Genomic DNA, 22,133 nt, shown 5'->3' with positions numbered 1-22,133 from the left:
CCGTGTGGTCATGCCGTCGTACGTGGATGAACTGGCCGCCCGCGCAACGTCCCTGGTCACGCCCGGCGCCCGCCGGGTCCTGGGCATCGCGGGCCCGCCCGGCGCCGGCAAGTCCACCCTCGCCGAGGCCGTGGTCCGCGCCCTCGGCGGCACCGCGGCGCTCGTCCCCATGGACGGCTTCCACCTCGCCGACGCCGAACTGCGCCGCCTGGACCGCGCGGAGCGCAAGGGCGCGCCGGACACGTTCGACGCGTACGGGTACGGCGCGCTGCTGGCCCGGCTCCGGGAGCCGCGCCACGGGGAGACGGTCTACGCGCCGTCCTTCGAGCGGGAGTGGGAGCAGCCGCTGGCCGGCGCGCTGCCCGTCGCGCCCGGGACCCCGCTGATCGTCACCGAGGGGAACTACCTCCTCCTCGACGAGGAGCCGTGGTCGACGGCGGTCCGGCCGCACCTGGACGAGGTGTGGTGGGTGGCCGTGGACGACACGGTGCGGGTGGAGCGGCTGATCGCGCGGCACGTCCGGTTCGGGAAGAGCCCGGAGCACGCCCGGGAGTGGGTGCTGCGCTCGGACGAGGCGAACGCCCGGCTGGTGGCCCCCGGCCGTGAACGGGCCGACGTGATCGTGGAGTCGGACACCGGGCGCGTCGTCACGCCAGGTCGGGCCAGCCGCGCTTGAAGTGCTCGAACGCGACGGCCAGCGAGTCGCGCGGCGCCGGGTCGGAGGCGACCAGGTCCGGCAGTTCGAGGACGTAGCGGGCGAGCAGCCGCAGCCCGACCTCGTCGGCGTCCTTGCCTGCCTCCTCCGCGACGATCTCGGCCAGCGCGTGCTCGCAGTTCACCCACAGGGTGCGGGCGTAGCGGCGCAGCGCGGGCGTGGTGACGACGAGGTCGAGCCGGCGCCGGAACTCGTTGTCGAGGTCATCGGAGAACATGCCGCGTCCGGCGAGGAAGGTGTGCAGCGCGTCGAGCACCGAGACGCCTTCCGCGCGCTCGCGCACCGCCGCCGTCAGTGACGCCTGACGCTCCTCGCTGTCGCCGAGGATGAGCGCCTCCTTGCCGCCGGGGAAGTGCGCGAACAGCGTGGTCAGCGCGGTGTCGGCGGCGGCCGCGATCTCGGCGACCTTGACGTTGTCGTAGCCGCGCTCCAGGAACAGCCTCAGGGCCGCGTCGGAGAGCGCCTTGCGCGTGGCCGCCTTCTTCCGCTCGCGGCGACCGGGCTCCGGCTTCGGCTCCTGCGGCTTCCGCGACTCCTGCGGCTTCGTCTGCGTCATGCCCCCAGCATAACCAAGATCACCCTATCCACTTCAAACTCGTAGCGATTGCGTTTTCGTAGTCACTATGTTTTTCTGAAATGGCAAGAGGTCGTCAGCGTTCACCGCACGCACCGGAAGGAGCCCGTCATGACGTCCACGACACCCACCACCACCGCGACGGAGACCGGGCCGTCACCTGCCGGTCCCGTCGCCACCCTCTCCAAGGCCGCCTTCTGGACGGTCCTCGCGCTCGTCCTGCTGGCCGACGCGCTCGACATGATCGACTCGACGGTCACCAACATCGCGGCGCCGACGATCGTCGCCGACATCGGCGGCGGCGAGTCACTGATCAAGTGGCTCGGCTCCGCCTACGCCCTCGCGATGGGCGTCCTGCTGGTGATCGGCGGCCGGCTCGGCGACAAGTTCGGCCAGCGCCGCCTGTTCCTCATCGGCATGACGGGCTTCACGCTCGCCTCCGCCGTCTGCGGGCTCTCGCCCGACCCCGCGCTGCTGATCGTGGCCCGCGTCCTGCAGGGCGCGTTCGGCGCGCTGCTCATCCCGCAGGGCATGGCGATCATGACCCGGCACTTCTCGCGGGACCAGATGAGCAAGGCGTTCGGCCTGTTCGGCCCGCTGCTCGGCATCTCCTCGGTCGGCGGCCCGATCCTCGCCGGATTCCTCATCGACGCCGACGTCGCGGGCCTGTCCTGGCGCCCGATCTTCCTGATCAACCTCGTCCTCGGCACGATCGGCGTGCTCGCCGCCACCAAACTGCTGCCGCGCGACCCGGAGAACGGGGCGGACCGCTCGGTCACGGTCGACGGCATCGGCTCGGGCCTGCTCGCCGTCACCATGTTCGGCCTGATGCTGGGCCTGATCGAGGGCTCCACCACAGGCTGGAACGCCCTCGCTCTCGGCTCCCTCGCCGTGGGCCTGGTCTTCCTGGTCCTCTTCTTCCGCCGCCAGCGCACGGCCGCCGAACCTCTGATCGCACCGTCCCTGCTCAAGAACAAGGGCTTCACCTCGGCCCTGTTCCTCGGCCTGCTCTTCTTCGCGGCGACCTCGGGCCTGATCTACGTGATCTCGCTCTTCATGCAGCAGGGCCTCGGCGCGGACCCCTCCGCCGCCGCGCTCGGACTCCTCCCGCTCACCCTCGGCATCATCGGCGCGGCCTTCGCCACCATGGGCGGCCTGACGAAGAAGCTGGGCCGGAACGTGGTCGTGCTCGGTCTGCTCCTCACCCTCGCGGGCGGCGCGGGACTGCTCGCCCTGGTCCTCGCGCAGGGCACCGCACTGTCCCTGTGGGCGATGGCCCCGGCGGTCTTCGTCACCGGCCTCGGCATGGGCTGCTGCTTCGGCACGGTCTTCGATTTCGCCCTCGGCGACGTCTCCGCCGAAGAGGCGGGCAGCGCGTCCGGCTCCCTCACCGCGATCCAGCAGCTGGCCAACGGCATCGGCTCGGCGCTCGTCACCACGGTCTACTTCCACGCGGGCGCCCCCGCGCACGCCATGACCGTCTCCCTGATCGTCGTCCTCGCCGTCACCGCGGCCTGCCTCCCCGCGGCCCGGCTCCTGCCCCGCCGCGCCCCCGAGGACCAGCACGGGCACTGACCGTCCCGCCCGGCCCTCACCGGCTGCCCCCGCGCCCTGCGCGGGGGCAGCCTTGCTGGTACCGGACCTCGACGACCTGGGCTTCAGGGAACGCGAGTGTGCGATGCTGCGAACGCGGGCCCTGACCACGCGGCCGGCCTCCGGACGGAGACCTGGGCGGCGTTCGCCGGGCTCGCGAAGTTCTGGGACGACGGCGGGTGGGACTCCATGGTCGAGGTGTCGATCACAGCGCAGCCTGAGCGGACGGTCGTGCGGGTGGCGGGGCAGCTGGACCACAGGGCCGCCCTCGCGCTGCGCAGACAGCTGTGGCGGCTCGCGGACCGGGCCGACTGTCTGGTGCTCGACCTCGGCCGCGTCTCGTTCCTCGGGTTCGCCGGAGTGGCGCTCGTGGAGGACGTGGCGGAGCAGACCCGCTCGTCGGGCGGGGAGCTGGAGGTCTGGGGAGCCGACGACCCACGGCTGCGGGAGCTGCATCTGAACGGCGCCCTGCGCGCCCTGCGCATCAACCAGGCCAGCGGTGAGCAGGGACGCAACGGAATGGTGCTGCGGGAGGCGCTGACCGCGGCCCTGCGCGTGGCCGGGGCGCCGATGGGCAACGTCCAGTTCCTCGACCCCGCTTCGGGCTCGCTGCACATCACGGCGCAGCGGGGATTCCGGCACCCGTTCCTGTCCCACTTCCAGCGCGTGGAGCTGACCGGGCACGGGAGTTCCTGCGGCGCCGCGGCCCAGCGCCAGAGCTCGGTCTTCGTGCCGGACGTCCGCACGTCGCCGCTGTTCACGGGGACCGCGGCGGAGTCGGTCCTCGAGGACGCGGGCGTGCACGCCGTCGCGTCGCTGCCCGTCGTCACCCCGGCGGGCAGACTGGTCGGGATGGTCTCCACGCACCGCGCGGAGCCGACGGAATGGGCACCCGACGTACGCCACGAGCTGGAGTACGTGGTCCGGACGGCGGGTCAGCTGACCCGGTGAGCCTCCGCCGAGGCCGCGTACAGGCACTTGGCGGGCAGGTCCGGAGCGCGGTGGGGCCACTCCTTGCTCGCGTCACCCGGCACGAGACAGGCGGACCACACGGACATGAGGAGCCGCACCGCGGTCTCCAGGTACGCGCGGGGCACGCTGTCGGCCGCCTGCGCCCCGATGGCGGACTCGGCCGGATGCCGCAGGGACGGGTCCATGGCGGCGGCCCGGCCGGCGCCGCCGTGCAGCAGGACGTCGTGCAGCGTCATGAAGACCCGCGCGTCCTCGACCGCCAGTGCCAGGGTGTCCTGTGCGTAGCAGACCAGTTCGGAAAGCAGGGCGAGCCGGACGCACAGCTGCTCTCCTCCGGCACGGCCGGAACCGGCAGGACCGCCGGACCCGACGGAACCGCCAACTCCGCTCCGAGGCAGGGGACCTTCCATGACAGCCTCACCCGCGTCTCGACCGGCATGCCGTCCTCGGCCTGTACCGCTCGTGGGCCCTCGCGACATGTCCACCAGCATTGTGCCCCGGCACCCGCGTCGCCTCACGGAATGTTTCAGGCCCGAAGCTCCCGCTTCAGCACTTTGCCGGAGGCGTTGCGCGGCAGCTCCGTGACGAACTCCACCGCCCTGGGCACCTTGTAGTTGGCCATCTCGCGCCGCGCCCACGCGATCAGGTCGTCGGCGGTGAGCACGGTGCCGCGCCTGCGGATCACGTACGCCTTGCCGACCTCGCCGAGCCGGGCGTCCGGCATGCCGATCACGGCCACGTCGGCCACATCCGGGTGGACGCCGAGCAGTTGCTCTATCTCGGCGGGGTAGGCGTTGAAGCCGCCGACGATGAACATGTCCTTGATGCGGTCGGTGATGCGCAGGTTGCCGCCGGGGTCCAGGACGCCGACGTCGCCGGTGTGCAGCCAGCCGTCCTCCGTGATGACCTCGCGGGTGGCGGCGGGGTCCTCGAAGTACTCGCGCATGACGTTGAAGCCGCGGACGAGGACCTCCCCCGGTTCGCCGGACGGCGCGTCGACGCGGACCTCGGTGCCCGGGATCGCCCGCCCCGAGGTGGCCGCGATCGTCTCCGGGTCGTCGCCGCGGCGGCACATGCTGACGATGCCGCTGGCCTCGGTGAGGCCGTACGCGGTCAGGACCGTGGCGACATGCAGTTCGCCGCGCAGCCGCTCGACCAGCTGCAACGGCACCACGGCCGCGCCCGTCACCACCACGCGCAGCGCCGACAGGTCGTGGGCGTCGCGGGCCGGATGGTCGAGCAGCGACTGGTGGAGGGTGGGCGGCCCCGGGAGGACGGAGATGCGCTCGGCGGCGATGTTGGCGAGGACGGTGTCCACGTTGAAGACGGGCTGCGGGATCATCGTCGCGCCCCGCATCAGGCAGGCGACGACGCCCGCCTTGTAGCCGAACGTGTGGAAGAAGGGGTTCACGATCAGATAGCGGTCGCCCTCCCGCAGTCCGGCGAGCTCCGCCCAGATCTCGTAGCCGCGCAGGGTCTGTTCGTGGGTGATGACGGCGCCCTTGGGCCGCCCGGTGGTCCCCGAGGTGAAGATGATGTCGGAGGGGGAAGCGGCCGTGACCGTGCTCTCCCGCTCCCGCACCTCCTCCGCCGTGACCTTCTCGCCGGCCGCCAGGAACTCCTTCCACGTCCGGTAGCCGGGCACGTCGGGCGCGCTGTCGGCGAGCACCACCACCTCGTCCAGGTGCGGGAGTTGGGCGCCCGCCTCCTGCGCGCGGCGCAGCGAGGCGACGTACGACGTGCCGAGGAAGGTCCCGGTGACGAACAGCAGCCGGGCCCGGGAGCGGGCCAGGATGTCGGCGGCCTCGGCGCCCTTGAAGCGGGTGTTGAGGGGGACGAGGACGGCGCCGGCGCTCACCGCGCCGAGCGCGGAGACGATCCAGTCCAGCGTGTTGGGTGCCCAGACGGCGACCCGGTCGCCGGGTTCGACCCCCGAGGCCATGCAGGCCGCGGCGGCCCGCTCCACGCGCTCGCCGAGTTCCGCGTACGAGATCCGGGTGCGGCCGTCGACCACGGCCTCGCGCTCCGCGTGCCGTTCGACCGCGTCACGTATCAGTCCGGGAATGGTGCTCCACGTCTCCGCGTTCGTCTGCGCGCTCATCGAACGACCTCCCACAACGCCGTAGCTGACTATCCGTCAGATTAGCTGTAGCCTGACGCGCTGTCAGCAGAGAGATCCGGGTGCACAGGCGGGAGTGCCATGGTGAACGGCATCAAGGACGCGACAGCCATCGTCGGCATAGGCCAGACCGGCTTCGCCAAACAACTCCCCGAATCGGAACGGACCTTGGCGTGCCGGGCGATCCTGGCCGCGCTCGACGACGCGGGCCTCGCGCCGTCCGAGGTGGACGCGTTCGCCTCGTACACGATGGAGGAGACCGACGAGGTCGAGGTGGCGAAGGCCATCGGCGCCGGCGACGTCACCTTCTTCTCCAAGGTCGGCTACGGCGGCGGCGGTTCGTGCGCGACGATCGCCCATCTCGCGGCCGCGGTCGCCACCGGCCAGGCGAGCGTGGGCGTCGCCTGGCGCTCGCGCAAGCGCGGCTCGGGGCCCCGCCCCTGGAAGAACACCACCGTCCAACTCCCCACCCCCGCCCAGTGGACGCGCCCCTTCGGCCTCCTGCGGCCCGCCGACGAGATCGGCATGCTGGCCCGCCGCTACATGCACGAGTACGGGGCCACCCGCGACCACCTCTTCAACGTCGCGCTCGCCTGCCGCAACCGGGCCAACCAGAATCCGGCCGCGATGATGTACGAGCGCCCGCTGACCCGGGACATGTACATGAACGCCCGCTGGATCAGCGAACCGCTCTGCCTCTTCGACAACTGCCTGGAGACCGACGGGGCGTTGGCCTGTGTCATCGTCTCCGCCGAGCGCGCCCGCGACCTGCGCCACAAGCCGGTCTACATCCACGCGGCGGCGCAGGGCCTGCCCGCCCAGCACCACGGCATGGTCAACTACTGGAACGACGACCCGCTGACCGGCCCCGCCTGGACCGCGGCCCGCCACCTGTGGAAGAACTCCGACCTCACCCCGCACGACGTCGACGTCGCCCAGATCTACGACGCGTTCACCCCGCTCATCCCGCTGTCCCTGGAGGGCTACGGCTTCTGCGGCCGCGGCGAGGGCGGCGCGTTCACCGAGGGCGGCGCCCTGGAGATCGGCGGGCGCCTCCCGATCAACACGGGCGGCGGCGGCCTCTCGGAGGCGTACGTCCACGGCTTCAACCTCATCAACGAGGGCGTGAAGCAACTGCGGGGCATCAGCACGGCCCAAGTCCCGGACGCGCGGACGTGTTTGGTGACGGCGGGCGAGGGGGTCCCGACGTCGGCGGTACTGCTGCGCGGCTAGAACCGCGCGAGCAACCACCCACCATCCGCACTCGCAGAGGAGCAGCACCATGGCAGACGCGACCGACCACCTGCTCACCCCCGTACTGGACGACGACGGTGCCCCCTTCTGGGACCACGCCGCGCGGGGCGAACTCCGCATCCAGGCGTGCGCCGACCCGGAATGCGGAGAACTCCGCTTCCCGCCCCGCCCCTGCTGCCCGCACTGCCGGTCCTTCGACTCCACCTGGCGGAAGATGAGCGGCAAGGGACGGATCTGGTCGTACGTGATCCCGCACCCGCCCCTGCTCCCGGCGTACGCCGCGATGGCCCCCTACAACGCGATCATCGTCGAGCTCGCGGACGCCCCCCGCATCCGCCTGGTCGGCAACCTGGTCACCACCGCCGACGCCCCGCTCGACTCGGTCTCCCCCGACCGCATCCGCATCGGCGCCAAGGTCCAGGCCGTCTTCACCGAGGTCGACGGCGTGACCGTCCCGCGCTGGGTCCTGGAGCGGCCATGACCGTGGACGTGCGCACGACCGAGGAGACGGGGGTGGCCGTGGTCACCCTGAACCGCCCGCACCGCCACAACGCCCTGGACGCGGAGACCGTCGCCGAACTGACCCGTATTTGGCGGGAGTTCCGCTTCGACGACGCGGTACGCGCGATCGTCCTCACCGGCGCCGGCGACCGCGCCTTCTGCACCGGCATCGACCGGGACACGGACGTCCCGCAGCCTGGCTCCCCGTACTCCATGGACGACCCGCTGCTGACCGTCGGCCCGAAGGCCAACGACCTGTGGAAGCCCGTGATCGCCGCCGTACGAGGCATGGCGTGCGGCGGCGCGTTCTACCTGCTCGGCGAGGCGGAGTTCATCGTCGCGGACGAGACGGCGACGTTCTTCGACCCGCACACCACGTACGGCATGGTCAGCGCGTACGAGTCGATGCATCTGGCCCAGCGGATGCCGCCCGGCGAGGTGGCCCGCCTCGCGCTGATGGGCTCGGCGGAACGGATGTCCGCCCGTCGCGCCCACGAGGTCGGTCTGGTCTCCGAAGTCACTTCTCCCGGCGGGGCGTTGGCGGCGGCGGTGCGCTGCGCGGAGACCGTCGCCGGGTACCCCACCGAGGCGGTGCAGGGCACGGTGCGGGCGGTCTGGGCGGCCACGGAGGCCACCCGCGCCCGGGCCTTCGCGCAGGCCCCGCACCTGATCGCGCTCGGCAACCTGCCGCCGGAACGGCAGGCGGGGCTCTTCAACTCCCGTACGCCGGGCGGCTTCCGGGTGCGCTAGCGCACGTACGGGGCCGTCGGCACGGCGACGCACCGCTCGATGCGGGACGCGTCGGCGGTCGCCGGAACCTTCAGGCGGACCGTCGCCACGGAATCCTGGCCCACCCGGAAGGTGTCCTGCGCGGTGCCGACGAGCTGCCCGTCGGCGTCGCGGAAGTCGACCGACGCCCGGAAGTAGCCCGAGTTCCTGTTGGAGTTCGTGATCTGGACGGTCGCGTAGGGGTCACCGGCGGAGGCGCAGCGCACCAGCTTCACCGTCGCCTCCACGGGCCCCGTGCTGCCGGTGGACGTCGGCGTGGCCCGGCGCGTGGACCTGCGCGTACCGCTGTACCCCGAGCCGTACGAGCCGCTGCTCGACGACGACGTGTGCGACGACGTGTCGTGCCGCTGCGACGAGCTGCTGCATCCGCCTCCGCTGCTGCTGCCGCCGCGGTGCCTGCTCTTGCTTCCGCTCTTGTGCCCCGTCGAGAACCCCGTGAGGGCGAGAACGACCAGGACCGCGAGCGCCGTGAGTTTGACTCCCCGTTTCATCACGCCGGGCACCATACCGGCCCCGCCCCGTCGCGGGAACAGCCGCACATCGCGTCTGCGGGGCGCTGTCGCGCCGGCGGGTGCGGGTCCGGTGGGGCTTCTCGCGCAGTTCCCCGCGCCCCTGCGCTTCGCGCAGCTTCCCCTGGGCGAGCGGAGCTCGCTTCCAGGGGCGCGGGGAACTGCGCGACCAGCCACGACGCAACCCGCACCCGCCGACGCGACCGCACCCGGCAGACGAACCCGCGCGTGAGGCGCCCCGCACCGGCGACCGGCCCTACCGACTGGTCCCGGTCCCCTTCTCCGCGTCGAGGGCGTACACGCACCGATCCTTGCTGCACGCGTACACGACCCCGTCGGTCACGACCGGCGTCCCGGTGATCTCGCCACCGGTCGCCAGCTTCCACCGCAGCCGCCCGTCGTCCGACTTCAGCGTGTACAGCAGGTGGTCCGACGACCCGAAGTGGATCCGCCCGTCCGCGACCACGGGCGAGCCGACGATCTCGCCGCCCGCCTGGAACCGCCACTTCGGCGTACCGGTCACGGCGTCCAGCGTGTAGAGGCCCTGCCCGCTGCCCACGTGGACGTGTCCCTGGGCGACGAGCACCGGCTCCACGGCCGTGGGGCGCGGCTCGGTCGCGATGCGCCAGCGGTCGCGGCCGTCGGAGGCGTCGAGCGCGTACACCGTGCCGTGGTGGTCGACGAGGTAGACGCCGCCGCCGGTCACCGCGGGGCCCGGCGCGTACGCGGGCGGGCACAGGAACACGGCCGGCGCCTCGAAGTGCCAGCGCACATGACCGGAGCCGACGTCGATGGCGAGCACCCGGGTGCCGGCGGAGACGTAGACGTGGCCGTCGTCGGCCGGGGCGAGGCGCACCGGCACACCGCCGCAGGAGGCCGCGTCGCCGACCGGGTACGACCAGCGCTCCTCGCCGCTCCTGGCCTCCAGGGCGCGCAGGCGCGCGTCCTGCCACACGTACACGGTCCCGTCGTGGATGACGGGGCCCGCCTCGGACGTCTCGAAGTCGGTCTGGCAGCCGGTCAGCTCCCACAGGACGTCGCCGCTGACGGCCTCGCGGGCCTGGACGCCGCCGCCGCGGGTGGCGGTGACGATCGTGCCGAGGTCGGCCGCGAGGGCGTAGACCCAGGCGTCCGTCTGCAGGCGCCACAGGTCGGAGCCCTCGCGGGCGTCCAGGGCCCACAGGGTCGGCCCGTCGGAGGCGTGGATGATGCCGTCGGCGACGGCCATGGACCAGGCGACGTCGCGGGTCTTGAAGCGGCGCCGTCCGGTGGCCACGTCGAGGGCGTGCACCTCGAAGGAGGTCACGTAGACGAGGTCGCCGGCGACCTTGGGCGTGCCCCACACGTCGTTGGACATCCGGAACCGCCACGGCCGCCAGCCGGCCGGGCCCTCCCCGGGGGCGGCGGCGGGCGCGGGCACGGAGGGCGCGGTGGAGGCCAGGGCCCCGTTCATGGACGGCTTCGCGCGGGACCAGGACGCGGCGAGCCCCGACTCGGCGGGCGGCGCCTGCACGGCGGCGGCCCGCGCGTCGGCGACCCGGGGGCCCGGGCCGATGGGCACCTGCGCGCCGGCCAGGTGGACCGGACCGTCGGCGGAGAACCCGGTCCCGCTGCCCACGGGCGCGCCGACCGGCGACCCGCGCCAGCCGTCGCCCGAGAGCGGGGACGACATCGGCGCCGGGGGCGGCTGCTGCGGCATCGCGGGCATCGGGTTGCCGGTGGGCCGCGCCGCCGGGGGCCGGAGCGTGGGGCGGCCGCCGCGGCGCGTCTCGATCATCGCGACGGACCGCTCGGGCAGCCACGCGGACGCGGTGCCGCTGTCGTCGCTGCCGGAGCCGAAGAGGTGGGGGGCGAGCTGGGACTGGAGGTCGGCGGGCGAGGGCCGCATCGCCGCTTCCATGTGCATGCACGTCTCGATCAGCGACCGCAGTTCGTCCGGCAGACCTTCGAGGTCCGGGCCCTCGCGCAGCAGCATGAAGACGGTCTCGACCGGGTTCGCCCCGTGGAACGGCGCGTGCCCGGTCGCCGCGAAGACCAGGGTCGACCCGAGCGAGAAGACGTCCGACGCCCCTGTCACGCTCCGGGAGTCCTTGGCCTGCTCGGGCGACATGTACGCGGGCGTGCCCACGGCCACGTTCGTCATCGTCAGGCGGGTGTTGGAGACCCCGGACGCGATGCCGAAGTCGATGACGCGCGGCCCGTCCTCCACCACAAGAACATTCGAGGGCTTGAGGTCGCGGTGGACGAGGCCCGCGCCGTGGATGGACTGCAGCGCCTCGGCGATGCCGGCGGCCAGCCAGCGCACCGCCTGGGCCGGCAGCGGCCCGCACTCATTCACTATTTCCTCGAGGGAGGGCGCGGGCACGTAGGCGGTGGCGAGCCAGGGGACGGCCGCGCGCGGATCGGCGTCGACGACGGCGGCCGTGTAGAAGCCGGACACCGCCCGTGCCGCCTCGACCTCACGCGTGAAACGGACCCGGAACAGCTGGTCCTCGGCGAGCTCCGTCCGCACCGTCTTGATCGCCACGCGTCGGCCCGAGGCCGAACGTGCCAGATAGACCAGACCCATGCCGCCCGCGCCGAGCCGTCCCAGGACCTCGAACGGACCGATCCGCCTCGGATCGTGCTGCGTCAGCTGATCCACCACTTGTCTGCCACCTCCCCGTACGGGGCCACCGCACTCACGACCCCCGTCAGCGTCTCACCACCGAAGCGCTACGGCGGCACGCACCCCGATTCTTCCTGTCCGGGGCCCCGGTTGCGAACCCGGGGGCAAAACGGGGTGTCATGGGGTGTCCCGCACCCCCCGGCGGGGTGTCTCACAGCTCCCGTACGGCGAACAGGGCGCCCTGGTCGTCGGCGAGCACCGCCACCCTGCCGTGCGGCGTGGTGTGCGGCGCGATCCGGGTCTCGCCGCCGAGCCGGACGGCGTCCGCGACGGTGGCCTCAAGGCCGTCCGCACCGAAGTGCACCAGGAAACGCCTGGTCACGGGCGTGGCGGCGGTGGCGTGCCGGCCGGCGACCGCGGTGCGGGGGCCGGGCAGGGACCCGGCGGGCGCCCACAGGCGCAGCCCGGCTCCGGCCTCCACGGCGGCGTAGGAGAAGACGGTCTCGTAGAAGGTGTCGGCGCGTCCCGAGTCCCGGGCCCGCACGTCCGCCCAGCAGAAGGCGCCCGGTTCCCCGGTCACCTCGAAGCCGAGGTCGCTGCCCGGTTGCCACAGGCCGAAGAGCCCGCCGTCCCGGTCGGTGGCCAGCGCCATGGTGGCGGCGGTGCCCACGGAGAGCGGTCCGGTGACGACGCCGCCGCCGGACCGGGTGACGCGGGCGGCGGTGGTGTAGGCGTCGCGCACCGCGAAGTGCACGGTCCAGGCCGGGCCCGCGCTGCCGAACAGGGGCGCGAGGGCGGCCACGGCGCGGTCGCCCAGGTAGGCGGCGGTGTAGTAGCCCCGCTCGGCGCCCGCGCCCTCGTCGAAGGTCCACCCGAAGAGATCTCCGTAGAAGCGCTTGCCCGCCTCGACGTCCGGCAGCTGGGCGTCGGCCCAGCACGGGGCACCTTCGGACGGTGCAGGGGCGAAGGCGCGGGCGGGGACCATGCCGAAACGCTAGCCATGCAGGTCAGGGCCATACCGTTCACATTCGAACGAATGGCTAATTACCGCCGCTCACGGCCCTTCTTTTGACCGGTGGCCGGTCCCGGTTCGGTCCCGATTCACGGGCTCCAACCCCATTTGCAGTCGGTCAGATCGCGCTCCGATCACCCCTCGGTAAGCTGACGGCATGACAGGACAAGTACGTACCGTCGACGGCCGTGTGGCCGGACGGCGTGGTCAGGCAACACGTCAGAAGCTGCTCGAATGCCTCGGCGAGATGCTCAGCTCCTCGCCCTACCGGGACGTCAAAGTCATTGATGTCGCGCGAAAGGCGGGCACTTCGCCCGCGACCTTCTACCAGTACTTCCCGGACGTCGAGGGCGCCGTCCTGGAGATCGCCGAGCAAATGGCCACCGAGGGTGCCGAGTTGACCGGTCTGGTCGCCGACCGCTCCTGGGTCGGCAAGGCCGGCTGGACGACGGCGCAGGAACTCGTGGACGGTTTCCTGGAGTTCTGGCGCCGCAACGACGCGATCCTGCGCGTCGTCGACCTCGGTGCGGCCGAGGGCGACAAGCGGTTCTACAAGCTCCGCATGAAGATCCTGAACTCGGTGAACAACTCCCTTGTCGACGCCGTCAAGGAGCTCCAGGACAAGGGCAAGGTCGACAAGGACGTGAGCCCGGCGGCGGTCGCCGGTTCGCTGGTCGCGATGCTCGCGGCGGTCGCCTCGCACCAGAAGGGCTTCCAGAGCTGGGGCGTCAAGCAGGCCGAACTCAAGCCGAATCTGGCGCTGTTGGTGCATCTGGGTGTGACCGGGAAGAAGCCGACGAAGTAGCTCCCGCGGCTTCCTGGTCCTGACTGGCTCTTACTGGTTCTGTCGTGCGGCGGCGGTTCGCGTGCTCATCGTGAACCGCCGCCGTTGCCGTTACGGGCGTCGCTCCAGGCGGAACAGCCTGATCTCCCGCTCCACGCGCTCCTGGTAGGCCGCGTACGGCGGCCAGAACTTCAGCGCCGCCGCCCACGCCTCCTCCCGTTCGGCGGAGTTGAGCAGCCGCGCGGTGACCGGCACGTCCTCCCCGCGCCAGCTGATCTCGGCGTCCGGGTGGGCGAGCAGATTCGCCGTCCAGGCCGGATGGCCGGGCCGCCCGAAATTGGACCCGACCAGCAGCCAGGTCCCCTCCTTCTCGGGCATGCACGCGAGGGGCGTGCGCCGCTCGACACCGCTCTTCGCGCCACGCGCCCGGAGCACGACCCCGGGCAGCATCTGGGCGCTCAGCAGCACCTTTCCCCTGGTCAGACGGTGTACAGCACGGTCGAGGGCCGGGATGACGTGCGGGGCCACCCGGGCGAAGGTCCGCGTCGAGGAGACCTTCTGGACGATCTTGATCCCTGGCGGGGCCATCACGCACTCACCTCCGCCGCCGCGGCGCTCTCGAACAGGTCGGCCGCCTGCGCGGCCCGGGCCCGCAGCATATGGACCGGGCCGAAGAGCAGCTCGTCGCCCGCGGCCCGCTTCAGGTACAGGTGCGCGTCGTGCTCCCAGGTGAAGCCGATCCCGCCGTGCAGCTGCACGGCCTCCCCCGCGGCGGTGCGCAGCGCCTCCAGGGCCTGGGCGAGCGCGAGCCCGCCGACCCGCTCCGGCTCGGCGGCGCCGGCCGCCCACGCCGCGTAGTAGGCGGCCGAGCGTGCCGCCTGCACCTGTACGTACACGTCGGCGAGGCGGTGCTTGACCGCCTGGAAGGAGCCGACGGGGCGGCCGAACTGCTCGCGCTCCTTGACGTACTCGACCGTGCGCTCCAGGGCTCGTTCGGCGGCGCCGACCGCCTCGGCGGCGAGCAGGGTGGCGGCGGTGTCGCCGGTCGCGGCGAGCGCGCCGAGCACGACGGTGCCCTCGCTGTCCCCCGCGCCCAGCAACTCGGCTTCCACGTCGCGCAGTTCGACCCGGGCCTGGGGCCGGGTCTCGTCGAGTGACGTCTGCCGGGTGCGGACGAGTCCGGGCGCGTCCTCCCGTACGAGGAACAGCAGCGTCCGGGACCGGGCGAAGCCGCCGGTGTGCGCGGCGACCAGGAGCAGGCCCGCGCTGTGTCCGTCGAGGACCTGCTCGGCCTGCCCGTACAGGCGCCAGGCACCCTCGGCCCGGCGGGCCTGGACGCCGCCGGCGCGGCCGCCGCCCGCCCAGTCGCCCGCGTTGTCGGCGACCAGGCCGAGGGCCGTGGCCAGGCCGGTGCCGGGGACGGCGAGCGCCGCGCTGAGGCTGCCGTCGGCGAGGCGCGGGAGCAGGGTCTCGCGCTGGTCCTCGGTGCCGAGTGCGGTGATCAGCGGGGCGGCGAGTCCGCTGGTCGCGAGCAGCGGGGTGGGCGCGAGGACCCGGCCCAACTCCTCCTCCGCCAGAGCCAGTTCCGTCATGGTGGCGCCGACCCCGCCGTACCGTTCGGGCAGGGCGAGTCCCGGCAGGCCGAGCTCGGTGCCGAGTGCGCCCCACAGGGCGAGGTCGTGGCCTGCCGGGGTGCGGGTGGCGGCTTTGACGTCGTCCGGGGTGCAGCGTTTGGTGGTGAGTTCGCGCAGGGTGCGGCGGATCTCCTGCTGTTCCTCGGTGAACGTGGCGTCCATGCGAGCCCCTTTCTGACGGGGCGTCATGTTAAGGCCGGGGGGCGAGCATGCCCATACCTTTCCGCCTCCCGATTCGTTCCCCGCGCCCCTTACGGACCAGCGGATCTGATGTACCGTCAGATCTATGACTGGGCCACGAACCAAGGCTGCCATCACCGGCATAGCCCTCTCCGACTGCGGGCGCGTCGACGAAGCCACCCCCTACGCCCTGCACGCCCAGGCCGCCCGCAGGGCGCTGGCCGACGCGGGCCTCACCCCCGACCTGGTCGACGGGGTCGCGAGCGCCGGGCTCGGCACGCTCGCGCCGGTCGAGGTCGCCGAGTACCTGGGGCTCAAACCCCGCTGGGTGGACTCCACTTCGGTGGGCGGATCCACCTGGGAGGTGATGGCGGCACACGCGGCGGACGCCATCGCCGCCGGGCACGCCCGCGCCGTCCTCCTGGTGTACGGATCGACGGCCCGCGCCGACATCAAGGCCGGGCGGCGCACGTCGAACCTGAGCTTCGGCGCGCGCGGCCCGCTCCAGTTCGAGGTGCCCTACGGCCACACCCTCGTCGCCAAGTACGCGATGGCGGCCCGCCGCCACATGCACGCATACGGGACCACCCTCGACCAGCTCGCCCAGGTCGCGGTCCAGGCACGGCAGAACGCGGCCGCGAACCCCGACGCCATGTTCCGCGACCCGATCACGGTCGACGACGTGCTGGCCGGGCCGATGATCGCCGACCCGTTCACCAAGCTGCACTGCTGCATACGCTCCGACGGCGGCGCCGCGGTGCTGATGGTCGCCGAGGACCTGGTGCGGGACTGCGCCACCTCGCCGGTCTGGGTGCTGGGTTCGGGCGAGCACGTCTCGCACACCACCATGTCCGAGTGGGACGACTTCACGGTCTCCCCCGCCGCGGTCAGCGGCCGCCTCGCGTTCGAGCGGGCCGGGGTGCGGCCCGACGAGATCGACATCGCGGAGATCTACGACGCCTTCACGTACATGACGCTCGTGACCCTTGAGGACCTCGGGTTCTGCGCGAAGGGCGAGGGCGGCTCGTTCGTCGAGAAGGGGCGGCTGCTGCGGGACGGCGAGCTGCCGACCAACACCGACGGCGGCGGCCTCTCCGCCCAGCACCCGGGCATGCGCGGCCTGTTCCTGCTCGTGGAGGCCGTGCGGCAGCTGCGCGGCGAGGCGGGCGGACATCAGGTGCGGCGCGCGGACGGCTCACCGCCCGCGCTCGCGGTGGCCTCGGGCACGGGCGGCTGGTTCTGCTCGTCGGGAACGGTGGTACTCGGCCGCGAGTGACCGGGCCGGTTTCCGTCGGCACCGATGAGTTCTCCCGGGGACCCCGGTCATGATGGGCGTCGATACAGCTCCACCACACCGGGAGACCTCTCATGCGTACGCTCATCAGCACCGCCTTCGTCTCGCTCGACGGCGTCGTGGAGGCGCCGGGCGGCGAGGAGGGGTACCGGAACTCCGGGTGGACGTTCAAGGACGTCGAGTTCCTCCCCGAGGCCTTCGAGATCAAGGGCCGGGAGCAGGAGGAGGCCGGCGCGATGCTGCTCGGCCGGGTCAGCTACGAGGCGTTCAGCCCGGTGTGGCCTGGCATGGAGGAGTTCGCCCGCTACCGGACGCTGCCGAAGTACGTCGTCTCCACCACCCTCAAGGACAGCGACCTGGTGACGGACTGGGGCGACACCACGATCCTGCGTTCCCTCGACGACGTCGCCGCCCTGAAGCGGACCGAGGGCGGCCCGATCATCGTGCACGGCAGCGCGCGCCTGAACCGGGCGCTGTCCGACGCGGGCCTGATCGACCGCTACCACCTGCTCGTCTTCCCGCTGCTGCTCGGCGCCGGCAAGCGGCTGTTCAGCGACTCGGACAAGGACGCCCAGAAGCTGAAGCTGGTGGAGCACGAGGCGTACGCCAACGGGGTGCAGAAGCAGGTCTTCGACGTGGTCGGCGGCGCCCGGGCCCGGTAGGCAGGTCTCCACCGCCGAGCCGAAACCGTTACGGATGAACGCACGTCTCGTGATGGGGAGTTGTCGGTTCCGGGCTTAGCGTCGAACGCTGTGCGGGGACGCGTGCTCAGCGGACGGTATCGGCTCCTGGAGACCATCGGTTCCGGTGGCATGGGGCAGGTCTGGCGCGCCCGGGACGAGGATCTCGGCCGGCTGGTCGCCCTGAAGCTGTTCGCGCCGCCGGACGACATCGAGGCGGGCGAACGGCAGGAGCTGCTGCGCCGGTTCCGGCGGGAGGCCCGGGCGGTCGCCGCGCTGTCGAGTCCGTACGTCGTGACGGTGCACGACCACGGGACCGACGACGGCACGGGACCCGAAGTCCCCTACCTGGTGATGGAGTTGGTGGGCGGCGCATCGCTGCAGGAGGTCCTGCGGCGGGAGGTGCGCGCCCCCGTGGAGCAGGCGCTGGAGTGGGCGCGGCAGACCGCGCTCGGGCTGGCCGCCGCGCACGCCGCCGGGATCGTGCACCGGGACATCAAGCCCGGCAACATCATGGTCACGCCCGGCGATCCGGGCGCCGTCAAGATCCTCGACTTCGGGATCGCCGCGTTCCTGGAGGGCGCGGAGGCCGCGACCCGGCTGACCAGGACCGGCACGCTGCCGATCGGGAGCGTGCTCTACATGGCGCCGGAGCGGTTCCGGCAGGAGCCGGGCGACGGACGCATCGACCTGTACGCGCTCGGGTGCGTGCTCCACGAACTCCTCGTGGGGCGGCCCCCGTTCAACGGTCCGGCCGCCGGGGTGATGTACAACCACCTGCACGACACCCCGGTGAGGCCGAGCCGGGCCCGGGCCGAAGTCCCGACGTCCGTGGACGAGTTGATCGCCGCGCTGATGGCGAAGCGGGCCGAGGACCGGCCGACCGACGCGGCGGCGGTGGCGGCTCTGCTCGACGGGATCCTGGAGGAGATGCGGACACCGGTGGCGGGGTCCCCCACTCCGGCGCGGACGGTTTCGGCGCGCACCGCTTCGGCACAGGCGGCGGCTCCCGCGCCCGTCCCGGCACCGGCACCGGCACCGGCACCGGCCGTGGTTCCGGCCCCGGACACCCGGAAGTCGGCGCCCGTCGTGCCGCCCGGGCCCCGCTTCCCCCGTCGCCGCAAGCTCCTCGTCGGCGCGCTCGCCCTGGCCTGTGCCGCCACCGGCATCTCCGTGTCCGCGGCGCTGAGCGGCGGGGAGCAGGGGCCGGGCCGTCCCCGGCCCACCTTCGAGATCGCCGTCGCGGGCCTCGGCGCGGACGCCGACACCGGGGTCGTCGAGCGGGCCCTGCACGACTACGCGGGACCGCTGCCGCTGAAGGCCGTGTCCGTGCCGTACGCGGGCCGCCTCTCCACGCGGGAGTTCACGCGGAGGCACCCGAACGTCGTCGCGCTCATCGGGACCGCGGCCGGCGCCCCGGGCCTGATGGACGGTACCGCCGCCGTGCGCACCTGCCAGGACCGGACGGGCCTACCGGCGTCGGGGGCCGATCCCGCGGACGCCGTCGAGCAGTTCGGCGCGTACCTGGAGGACGTCCGGCACGCCGAGCGGGTCCTGGCCCCCGCGGGACCGGGCCTGGAGCCGCTGGCCGAGCGGTTCGCCGGGAGCGGCGGATCCGGGCACGCGTACGCCACGTACACGACACCGCCGCACGCCCTCGGGGACGGCGCGCTGCGCCGGCTCCTGACCGACGCCCGGCCCGACGTCGTCCACCTCGCCGACCGGCCGGACCGAACCGGCGACATCACCGCGCTGCGCCGCGCCGGATTCAGGGGCACGATCGCCCTCGCCCCCGACCACCACGACGACTGCGCCCGCGCCGCCGCGCCCCGGCACGAGGGCGAGGCGGTGCCCGAGGGGGTGCTGCGCTTCCGCACCGTCTCCTCCGGCGCCTTCGGCAAGGGCGAGTGCACCCAGGACGCGGCCTGGTGCGCCCGGGTGCGGCCGCTGCTGACCCGGCCGGGCGCGCTGGAGGAGTACGAGGCGACCCAGGCGGTCGTCGCGGCGTTCCGGGCGGGCGCGGTGCACGACACCGGGGCGGCCGAGGCGCGCGAGCACATCGCGGCGGCCCTCCCGGACGCCCGGATCAACGGCCTCCAGGGCGACTACACGCGCGCCTCCCTCGGCCGGGGCACCACCCGCCCCGTGTGGGTCGAGCAGCGCGCGGCGGGCTCCTGGAAGACGCTCGGCACCGTGGCGGGCCTGACCCGCGACTGACCCGCGGCCGTCCGCCCGCCCGACCGCGCCCGACGGCCGGCCCGGCGCGACAATGGCTCCATGGAATCCGAGCCCGACCTGCACGCCCTCCTGCGCTCCCTGCGCGTCTGGGACACCGAGCTGCCCGCCTTCGACCCGGCCGCCACGCCCGCCGAGCCGGTCCCGCTGTTCGTGGAGTGGTTCGCGGCGGCCGTGGCGGCCGGCCAGACCGAGCCGCACACCCCGTCCCTCGCGACCACCGACGCCGAGGGCCGCGCCGACGTCCGCACGGTGATGCTGCACGGCGCCGACCCGGACCACGGCTGGCAGTTCGCCTCCCACTCCGGCAGCGCCAAGGGCCGCCAGCTGGCCGCCCGGCCGTACGCGGCGCTCGGCTTCTACTGGCCGGTCCTCGGCCGCCAGGTCCGCGTCCGCGGCACCGTACGCACGGCCCCCGCCGAGGTCGCCCACGCCGACCTGCACGCCCGCTCGACCGGCGCGCTGGCCGCGGCCCTGGTGGGCCACCAGAGCGAACACCTCTCCTCCTACGAGGAGTTGGACCGGGCATCACAGTCCGCCTGGGAGCTGGCGCAGCGCGCGCCGGAGACCGCGGTGCCGACCTGGACGGCGTACGAACTCGCCCCCAACGAGGTGGAGTTCTTCCAAGGCGACGCCCGACGACGGCACGTACGCCTCAAGTACTCCCGTACGGAAGACGGTTGGGCCAAGGAGTTGCTGTGGCCGTGAGACTCACGCCGGTGCGGCCGTGAACCTCAGCACCGCGAAGTCCCGCACGGGCCGGTAGCCGAGCCGCTGGTACAGGGCGTTGCTGGTCGGGTTGGCCAGGTCGGTGAAGAGGACGACCTCGTCGGCGCCGTCGTCCAGCGCGGCGCGGCTCACGGCGGCGGTCGCCGCGGCCGCGTAGCCCCGGCCGCGCAGCGGCTCCGGCGTGTAGACGGGGCCCACGCGCACGGAGCCGGCGGTCCGCCGCTGGAGGCCGGCCAGGGAGAGCGGGGTGCCGTCGGTCGCCTCCCAGAGCGTGAACCCTCCGTAGGAGACGCGGCCTTCGGCCAGGGCACGGGCGTGCTCCTCGTCGGGCGCCTCCCCGACAGCCAGCTGGAACCCCCGGCACCAGCGGGTCAGCAGCTCCAGGTCGCCGGCCCCGGCCACCCGCGCCCGTCCCTCGGGTCCGGGCTCGGGCGGGGTGAGCCGGTCCAGGCGGTAGAGGCGCTGCGCGAGCCTCCGCTCGACCCGGACCCCGGGGCGGCGCCGCGCCCACGCCCGGGCGACGGCCTCGGTCGCCTCCGCGGTGCCGCCCACACCCCTCGGTTCGGCCCCGTCCAGCGCGGCGACCAGTTGCTCGGCGGCGGCCGCGTCGAGCGGGCTCACGTTCAGCTGGTACGGCGGCGTCCACAGGAGGCTCCCCGTCACCTCGCCCGCCCCGTTCCGCCACACCCCGAAGCGCGCCCGGGGCGTTCCGGCGAACCGCGGCTCGTGCGCCAGCAGTCCGGCGAGGACGCTCAGCTGGACGGTGTGCAGGGCGCGGTCGGAGCGCAGGTAGGACCCGGCGGCGCGCGCGAACTCCGCCGGATCGGAGGTGAGTTCCCAGGCTCCGGCACAAGGCGATGACGGCGGCGTGGTCATCCGCCCATGATGGCGACGCCCGCACGCCCACGCACCCGCATTACGCCCCGGTCGCCACCGGCCGGAACACCGGCACCACGACCGCACCCTCCCCGTCGCCGGCCTCCCGGAAGCGGACCTCCAGGTCGAGGCCCACCCTCAGCCCGGCCTCCTCGCACTCCACGATCTCGGTCATCATCCGCGGGCCCTCGGCGAGATCGACGACGGCGGCGACGTACGGGGTCCTGGCCCCGAAGGGCGGCAGGTCGTTGCGGTGCACGACGGACCAGGTGTAGAGGGAGGCCCAGCCGCTCGCGGGCCGCCACCGCACGTCCTCGCTCCAGCAGTGCGGGCAGAACTCCCGCGGATAGTGGTGGTCGCGCCCGCACGCGTCGCAGTGCCGGAGCAGCAGCGTGCCCTCGGCGGCGGCGTCCCAGTAGGTCCGGGTGAAGGCGTCGACGTCGGGCACGTCGAAACGCGTACCGGTGGCACGGCTCATCAGAACAGTCCGATCGCGTGGTCGAGGGACCAGGTCTGCCAGGACATGGCGAAGAGCGCGACGACCGAGATCAGCCCCATCATCGCGTTCTGCCCCTGCTCGGCCCAGTCGTGGATCATCAGCGTGAAGTACAGGAGGTTGAGCAGCAGTCCGCCGACGAGCGCGACCGGGGTCAAAAGTCCCACGATCAGGCCGAGCCCCAGGGCGAGTTCGGCGTACACGACGACGTACGCCATGGTCCTCGGCCGCGGTTTCACGACGACGTCGAAGCCGCTGCGCACGGCGTTCCACTGGTGCTTGCCGGCGACGTCGGCGGCCCACGCGATCCCGGTGCCGCGCTCGAACCAGCCCTTCTTGTCCTTGTGCCGCCAGCTCTCCAGCCACCACAGGCCGAGGCCGATCCGCAGCACGGCGAGCCACTCGGCGCCGCTGAGCCCTATCGCGTCCATGAGGTCAGGCCCCTCCTCCAATATCTGACGGTACGTCAGTTCACCGCATCCGGTGCCTCACCCGCAAGGGCGCGGGCACACCCCGGCCCCCGTGATCAATCCGCAACCGGTTTCCTCCTTGACCGGACCCCATCAACAAGCTGCGGGA

Annotated in this window: 22 protein-coding genes; 11 read left to right on the top strand and 11 right to left on the bottom strand. The window is 73.0% G+C overall.

Annotated elements, in window-relative coordinates:
- Nucleotides 1-10 precede the first annotated feature (10 nt).
- Nucleotides 11-676, top strand: a complete 666-nt coding sequence (locus tag B072_RS0101500; protein ID WP_051127078.1) for a nucleoside/nucleotide kinase family protein — start codon at nucleotides 11-13, stop codon at nucleotides 674-676.
- On the opposite strand, the gene B072_RS0101495 is transcribed toward B072_RS0101500, so the two are convergent.
- Nucleotides 648-1,271 (bottom strand): TetR/AcrR family transcriptional regulator, encoded by a 624-nt coding sequence (locus tag B072_RS0101495; RefSeq protein ID WP_018528163.1) that lies wholly within the window; start codon nucleotides 1,269-1,271, stop codon nucleotides 648-650. The two genes, B072_RS0101500 and B072_RS0101495, sit on opposite strands and share 29 nt — an antisense overlap.
- Before the next feature lie 129 nt (nucleotides 1,272-1,400).
- Here B072_RS0101495 and B072_RS0101490 point away from each other — a divergent pair, with 129 nt between their 5' ends.
- Both B072_RS0101490 and B072_RS0101485 read left to right on the top strand, forming a co-directional pair.
- Complete coding sequence (locus tag B072_RS0101490) at nucleotides 1,401-2,864, top strand: MFS transporter (RefSeq protein ID WP_018528162.1); 1,464 nt, start codon at nucleotides 1,401-1,403, stop codon at nucleotides 2,862-2,864.
- Between the two features lie 96 nt (nucleotides 2,865-2,960).
- Nucleotides 2,961-3,833: an STAS domain-containing protein gene (locus B072_RS0101485; protein ID WP_018528161.1), complete on the top strand. Its 873-nt coding sequence runs from the start codon at nucleotides 2,961-2,963 to the stop codon at nucleotides 3,831-3,833.
- On the opposite strand, the gene B072_RS0101480 is transcribed toward B072_RS0101485, so the two are convergent.
- The gene (locus B072_RS0101480; RefSeq protein WP_018528160.1) at nucleotides 3,818-4,264 is read right to left on the bottom strand and encodes a hypothetical protein; all 447 of its coding nucleotides are present in this window, start codon (nucleotides 4,262-4,264) and stop codon (nucleotides 3,818-3,820) included. The two genes, B072_RS0101485 and B072_RS0101480, sit on opposite strands and share 16 nt — an antisense overlap.
- Nucleotides 4,265-4,380: 116 nt before the next feature.
- Nucleotides 4,381-5,955: a FadD3 family acyl-CoA ligase gene (locus B072_RS0101475; RefSeq protein WP_018528159.1), complete on the bottom strand. Its 1,575-nt coding sequence runs from the start codon at nucleotides 5,953-5,955 to the stop codon at nucleotides 4,381-4,383.
- Nucleotides 5,956-6,054: 99 nt separating this feature from the next.
- Between B072_RS0101475 and B072_RS0101470 the strand changes: the two genes are divergently transcribed.
- Genes B072_RS0101470 through B072_RS0101460 form a run of 3 tightly spaced genes read left to right on the top strand, consistent with a single transcriptional unit; the run spans nucleotide 6,055 to nucleotide 8,478 of the window.
- A complete protein-coding gene (locus tag B072_RS0101470; RefSeq protein WP_018528158.1) occupies nucleotides 6,055-7,206 on the top strand; it encodes a lipid-transfer protein in 1,152 nt (383 codons plus the stop codon).
- Between the two features lie 49 nt (nucleotides 7,207-7,255).
- Nucleotides 7,256-7,708, top strand: a complete 453-nt coding sequence (locus tag B072_RS0101465) for a Zn-ribbon domain-containing OB-fold protein (protein ID WP_018528157.1) — start codon at nucleotides 7,256-7,258, stop codon at nucleotides 7,706-7,708.
- Nucleotides 7,705-8,478, top strand: coding sequence for an enoyl-CoA hydratase/isomerase family protein (locus tag B072_RS0101460; protein WP_018528156.1), 774 nt, complete (start codon nucleotides 7,705-7,707; stop codon nucleotides 8,476-8,478). The genes B072_RS0101465 and B072_RS0101460 overlap by 4 nt, the downstream gene beginning before the upstream one ends.
- Here the strand turns inward: B072_RS0101460 and B072_RS42165 are convergent.
- The 3 genes from B072_RS42165 to B072_RS0101445 form a co-directional block, all read right to left on the bottom strand.
- Nucleotides 8,475-9,011 (bottom strand): hypothetical protein, encoded by a 537-nt coding sequence (locus B072_RS42165; RefSeq protein ID WP_158689127.1) that lies wholly within the window; start codon nucleotides 9,009-9,011, stop codon nucleotides 8,475-8,477. The two genes, B072_RS0101460 and B072_RS42165, sit on opposite strands and share 4 nt — an antisense overlap.
- A gap of 271 nt (nucleotides 9,012-9,282) precedes the next feature.
- Complete coding sequence (locus tag B072_RS0101450) at nucleotides 9,283-11,673, bottom strand: serine/threonine-protein kinase (RefSeq protein WP_018528154.1); 2,391 nt, start codon at nucleotides 11,671-11,673, stop codon at nucleotides 9,283-9,285.
- 172 nt (nucleotides 11,674-11,845) lie between these two features.
- Complete coding sequence (locus B072_RS0101445) at nucleotides 11,846-12,619, bottom strand: VOC family protein (RefSeq protein WP_018528153.1); 774 nt, start codon at nucleotides 12,617-12,619, stop codon at nucleotides 11,846-11,848.
- A 184-nt stretch (nucleotides 12,620-12,803) separates the two neighbouring features.
- On the opposite strand from B072_RS0101445, the gene B072_RS0101440 reads away from it, so the two are divergent.
- Nucleotides 12,804-13,451, top strand: coding sequence for a TetR family transcriptional regulator (locus B072_RS0101440; RefSeq protein WP_043243063.1), 648 nt, complete (start codon nucleotides 12,804-12,806; stop codon nucleotides 13,449-13,451).
- Between the two features lie 90 nt (nucleotides 13,452-13,541).
- Here the strand turns inward: B072_RS0101440 and B072_RS0101435 are convergent, their stop codons facing one another.
- Both B072_RS0101435 and B072_RS0101430 read right to left on the bottom strand, forming a co-directional pair.
- Nucleotides 13,542-14,018: a nitroreductase family deazaflavin-dependent oxidoreductase gene (locus tag B072_RS0101435; protein WP_018528151.1), complete on the bottom strand. Its 477-nt coding sequence runs from the start codon at nucleotides 14,016-14,018 to the stop codon at nucleotides 13,542-13,544.
- Nucleotides 14,018-15,226, bottom strand: a complete 1,209-nt coding sequence (locus B072_RS0101430) for an acyl-CoA dehydrogenase family protein (RefSeq protein ID WP_018528150.1) — start codon at nucleotides 15,224-15,226, stop codon at nucleotides 14,018-14,020. The genes B072_RS0101435 and B072_RS0101430 overlap by 1 nt, the downstream gene beginning before the upstream one ends.
- 124 nt (nucleotides 15,227-15,350) lie before the next feature.
- Between B072_RS0101430 and B072_RS0101425 the strand changes: the two genes are divergently transcribed.
- The 4 genes from B072_RS0101425 to B072_RS0101410 all read left to right on the top strand — a co-directional run bounded on the left by B072_RS0101425 (nucleotide 15,351) and on the right by B072_RS0101410 (nucleotide 20,161).
- Complete coding sequence (locus tag B072_RS0101425) at nucleotides 15,351-16,520, top strand: thiolase C-terminal domain-containing protein (protein ID WP_018528149.1); 1,170 nt, start codon at nucleotides 15,351-15,353, stop codon at nucleotides 16,518-16,520.
- A 92-nt stretch (nucleotides 16,521-16,612) separates the two neighbouring features.
- Nucleotides 16,613-17,200 (top strand): dihydrofolate reductase family protein, encoded by a 588-nt coding sequence (locus tag B072_RS0101420; protein ID WP_018528148.1) that lies wholly within the window; start codon nucleotides 16,613-16,615, stop codon nucleotides 17,198-17,200.
- 102 nt (nucleotides 17,201-17,302) lie between these two features.
- Entirely contained in the window at nucleotides 17,303-19,435 is a 2,133-nt protein-coding gene (locus B072_RS45325) for a serine/threonine-protein kinase (protein WP_158689126.1), read from the top strand.
- A 60-nt stretch (nucleotides 19,436-19,495) separates the two neighbouring features.
- Nucleotides 19,496-20,161 carry a pyridoxine/pyridoxamine 5'-phosphate oxidase gene (locus B072_RS0101410; RefSeq protein ID WP_018528147.1) on the top strand — a complete coding sequence of 222 codons (666 nt, stop codon included), beginning with the start codon at nucleotides 19,496-19,498 and terminating at the stop codon, nucleotides 20,159-20,161.
- Between the two features lie 3 nt (nucleotides 20,162-20,164).
- Here B072_RS0101410 and B072_RS0101405 read toward each other — a convergent pair whose 3' ends face one another.
- The 3 genes from B072_RS0101405 to B072_RS0101395 are packed head-to-tail and all read right to left on the bottom strand — an operon-like array spanning nucleotide 20,165 to nucleotide 21,985.
- On the bottom strand, nucleotides 20,165-21,058 hold the full coding sequence (locus B072_RS0101405) for a GNAT family N-acetyltransferase (protein ID WP_018528146.1): 894 nt from the start codon (nucleotides 21,056-21,058) through the stop codon (nucleotides 20,165-20,167).
- Nucleotides 21,059-21,098: 40 nt separating this feature from the next.
- Nucleotides 21,099-21,536: a Zn-ribbon domain-containing OB-fold protein gene (locus tag B072_RS0101400; protein ID WP_018528145.1), complete on the bottom strand. Its 438-nt coding sequence runs from the start codon at nucleotides 21,534-21,536 to the stop codon at nucleotides 21,099-21,101.
- Nucleotides 21,536-21,985 carry a hypothetical protein gene (locus B072_RS0101395; protein ID WP_018528144.1) on the bottom strand — a complete coding sequence of 150 codons (450 nt, stop codon included), beginning with the start codon at nucleotides 21,983-21,985 and terminating at the stop codon, nucleotides 21,536-21,538. The genes B072_RS0101400 and B072_RS0101395 overlap by 1 nt, the downstream gene beginning before the upstream one ends.
- Nucleotides 21,986-22,133: the final 148 nt, after the last annotated feature.

Origin of the sequence: Streptomyces sp. HmicA12, from assembly GCF_000373565.1 — a bacterium.
Classification (GTDB): domain Bacteria; phylum Actinomycetota; class Actinomycetes; order Streptomycetales; family Streptomycetaceae; genus Streptomyces.
This window is presented reverse-complemented; position numbering and strand designations above follow the sequence as displayed.

Coding starts and splice junctions, on each gene's coding strand:
- B072_RS0101410 (WP_018528147.1), top strand. CDS start 19,496: ATGGAATCCGAGCCCGACCTGCACGCCCTCCTGCGCTCCCTGCGCGTC.
- B072_RS0101420 (WP_018528148.1), top strand. CDS start 16,613: ATGCGTACGCTCATCAGCACCGCCTTCGTCTCGCTCGACGGCGTCGTG.
- B072_RS0101425 (WP_018528149.1), top strand. CDS start 15,351: ATGACTGGGCCACGAACCAAGGCTGCCATCACCGGCATAGCCCTCTCC.
- B072_RS0101495 (WP_018528163.1), bottom strand. CDS start 1,271: ATGACGCAGACGAAGCCGCAGGAGTCGCGGAAGCCGCAGGAGCCGAAG.
- B072_RS0101465 (WP_018528157.1), top strand. CDS start 7,256: ATGGCAGACGCGACCGACCACCTGCTCACCCCCGTACTGGACGACGAC.
- B072_RS0101460 (WP_018528156.1), top strand. CDS start 7,705: ATGACCGTGGACGTGCGCACGACCGAGGAGACGGGGGTGGCCGTGGTC.
- B072_RS0101470 (WP_018528158.1), top strand. CDS start 6,055: ATGGTGAACGGCATCAAGGACGCGACAGCCATCGTCGGCATAGGCCAG.
- B072_RS0101395 (WP_018528144.1), bottom strand. CDS start 21,985: ATGGACGCGATAGGGCTCAGCGGCGCCGAGTGGCTCGCCGTGCTGCGG.
- B072_RS0101440 (WP_043243063.1), top strand. CDS start 12,804: ATGACAGGACAAGTACGTACCGTCGACGGCCGTGTGGCCGGACGGCGT.
- B072_RS0101430 (WP_018528150.1), bottom strand. CDS start 15,226: ATGGACGCCACGTTCACCGAGGAACAGCAGGAGATCCGCCGCACCCTG.
- B072_RS0101405 (WP_018528146.1), bottom strand. CDS start 21,058: ATGACCACGCCGCCGTCATCGCCTTGTGCCGGAGCCTGGGAACTCACC.
- B072_RS0101480 (WP_018528160.1), bottom strand. CDS start 4,264: ATGGAAGGTCCCCTGCCTCGGAGCGGAGTTGGCGGTTCCGTCGGGTCC.
- B072_RS0101475 (WP_018528159.1), bottom strand. CDS start 5,955: ATGAGCGCGCAGACGAACGCGGAGACGTGGAGCACCATTCCCGGACTG.
- B072_RS0101400 (WP_018528145.1), bottom strand. CDS start 21,536: ATGAGCCGTGCCACCGGTACGCGTTTCGACGTGCCCGACGTCGACGCC.
- B072_RS0101435 (WP_018528151.1), bottom strand. CDS start 14,018: ATGGCCCCGCCAGGGATCAAGATCGTCCAGAAGGTCTCCTCGACGCGG.
- B072_RS0101490 (WP_018528162.1), top strand. CDS start 1,401: ATGACGTCCACGACACCCACCACCACCGCGACGGAGACCGGGCCGTCA.
- B072_RS0101445 (WP_018528153.1), bottom strand. CDS start 12,619: ATGGTCCCCGCCCGCGCCTTCGCCCCTGCACCGTCCGAAGGTGCCCCG.
- B072_RS0101500 (WP_051127078.1), top strand. CDS start 11: ATGCCGTCGTACGTGGATGAACTGGCCGCCCGCGCAACGTCCCTGGTC.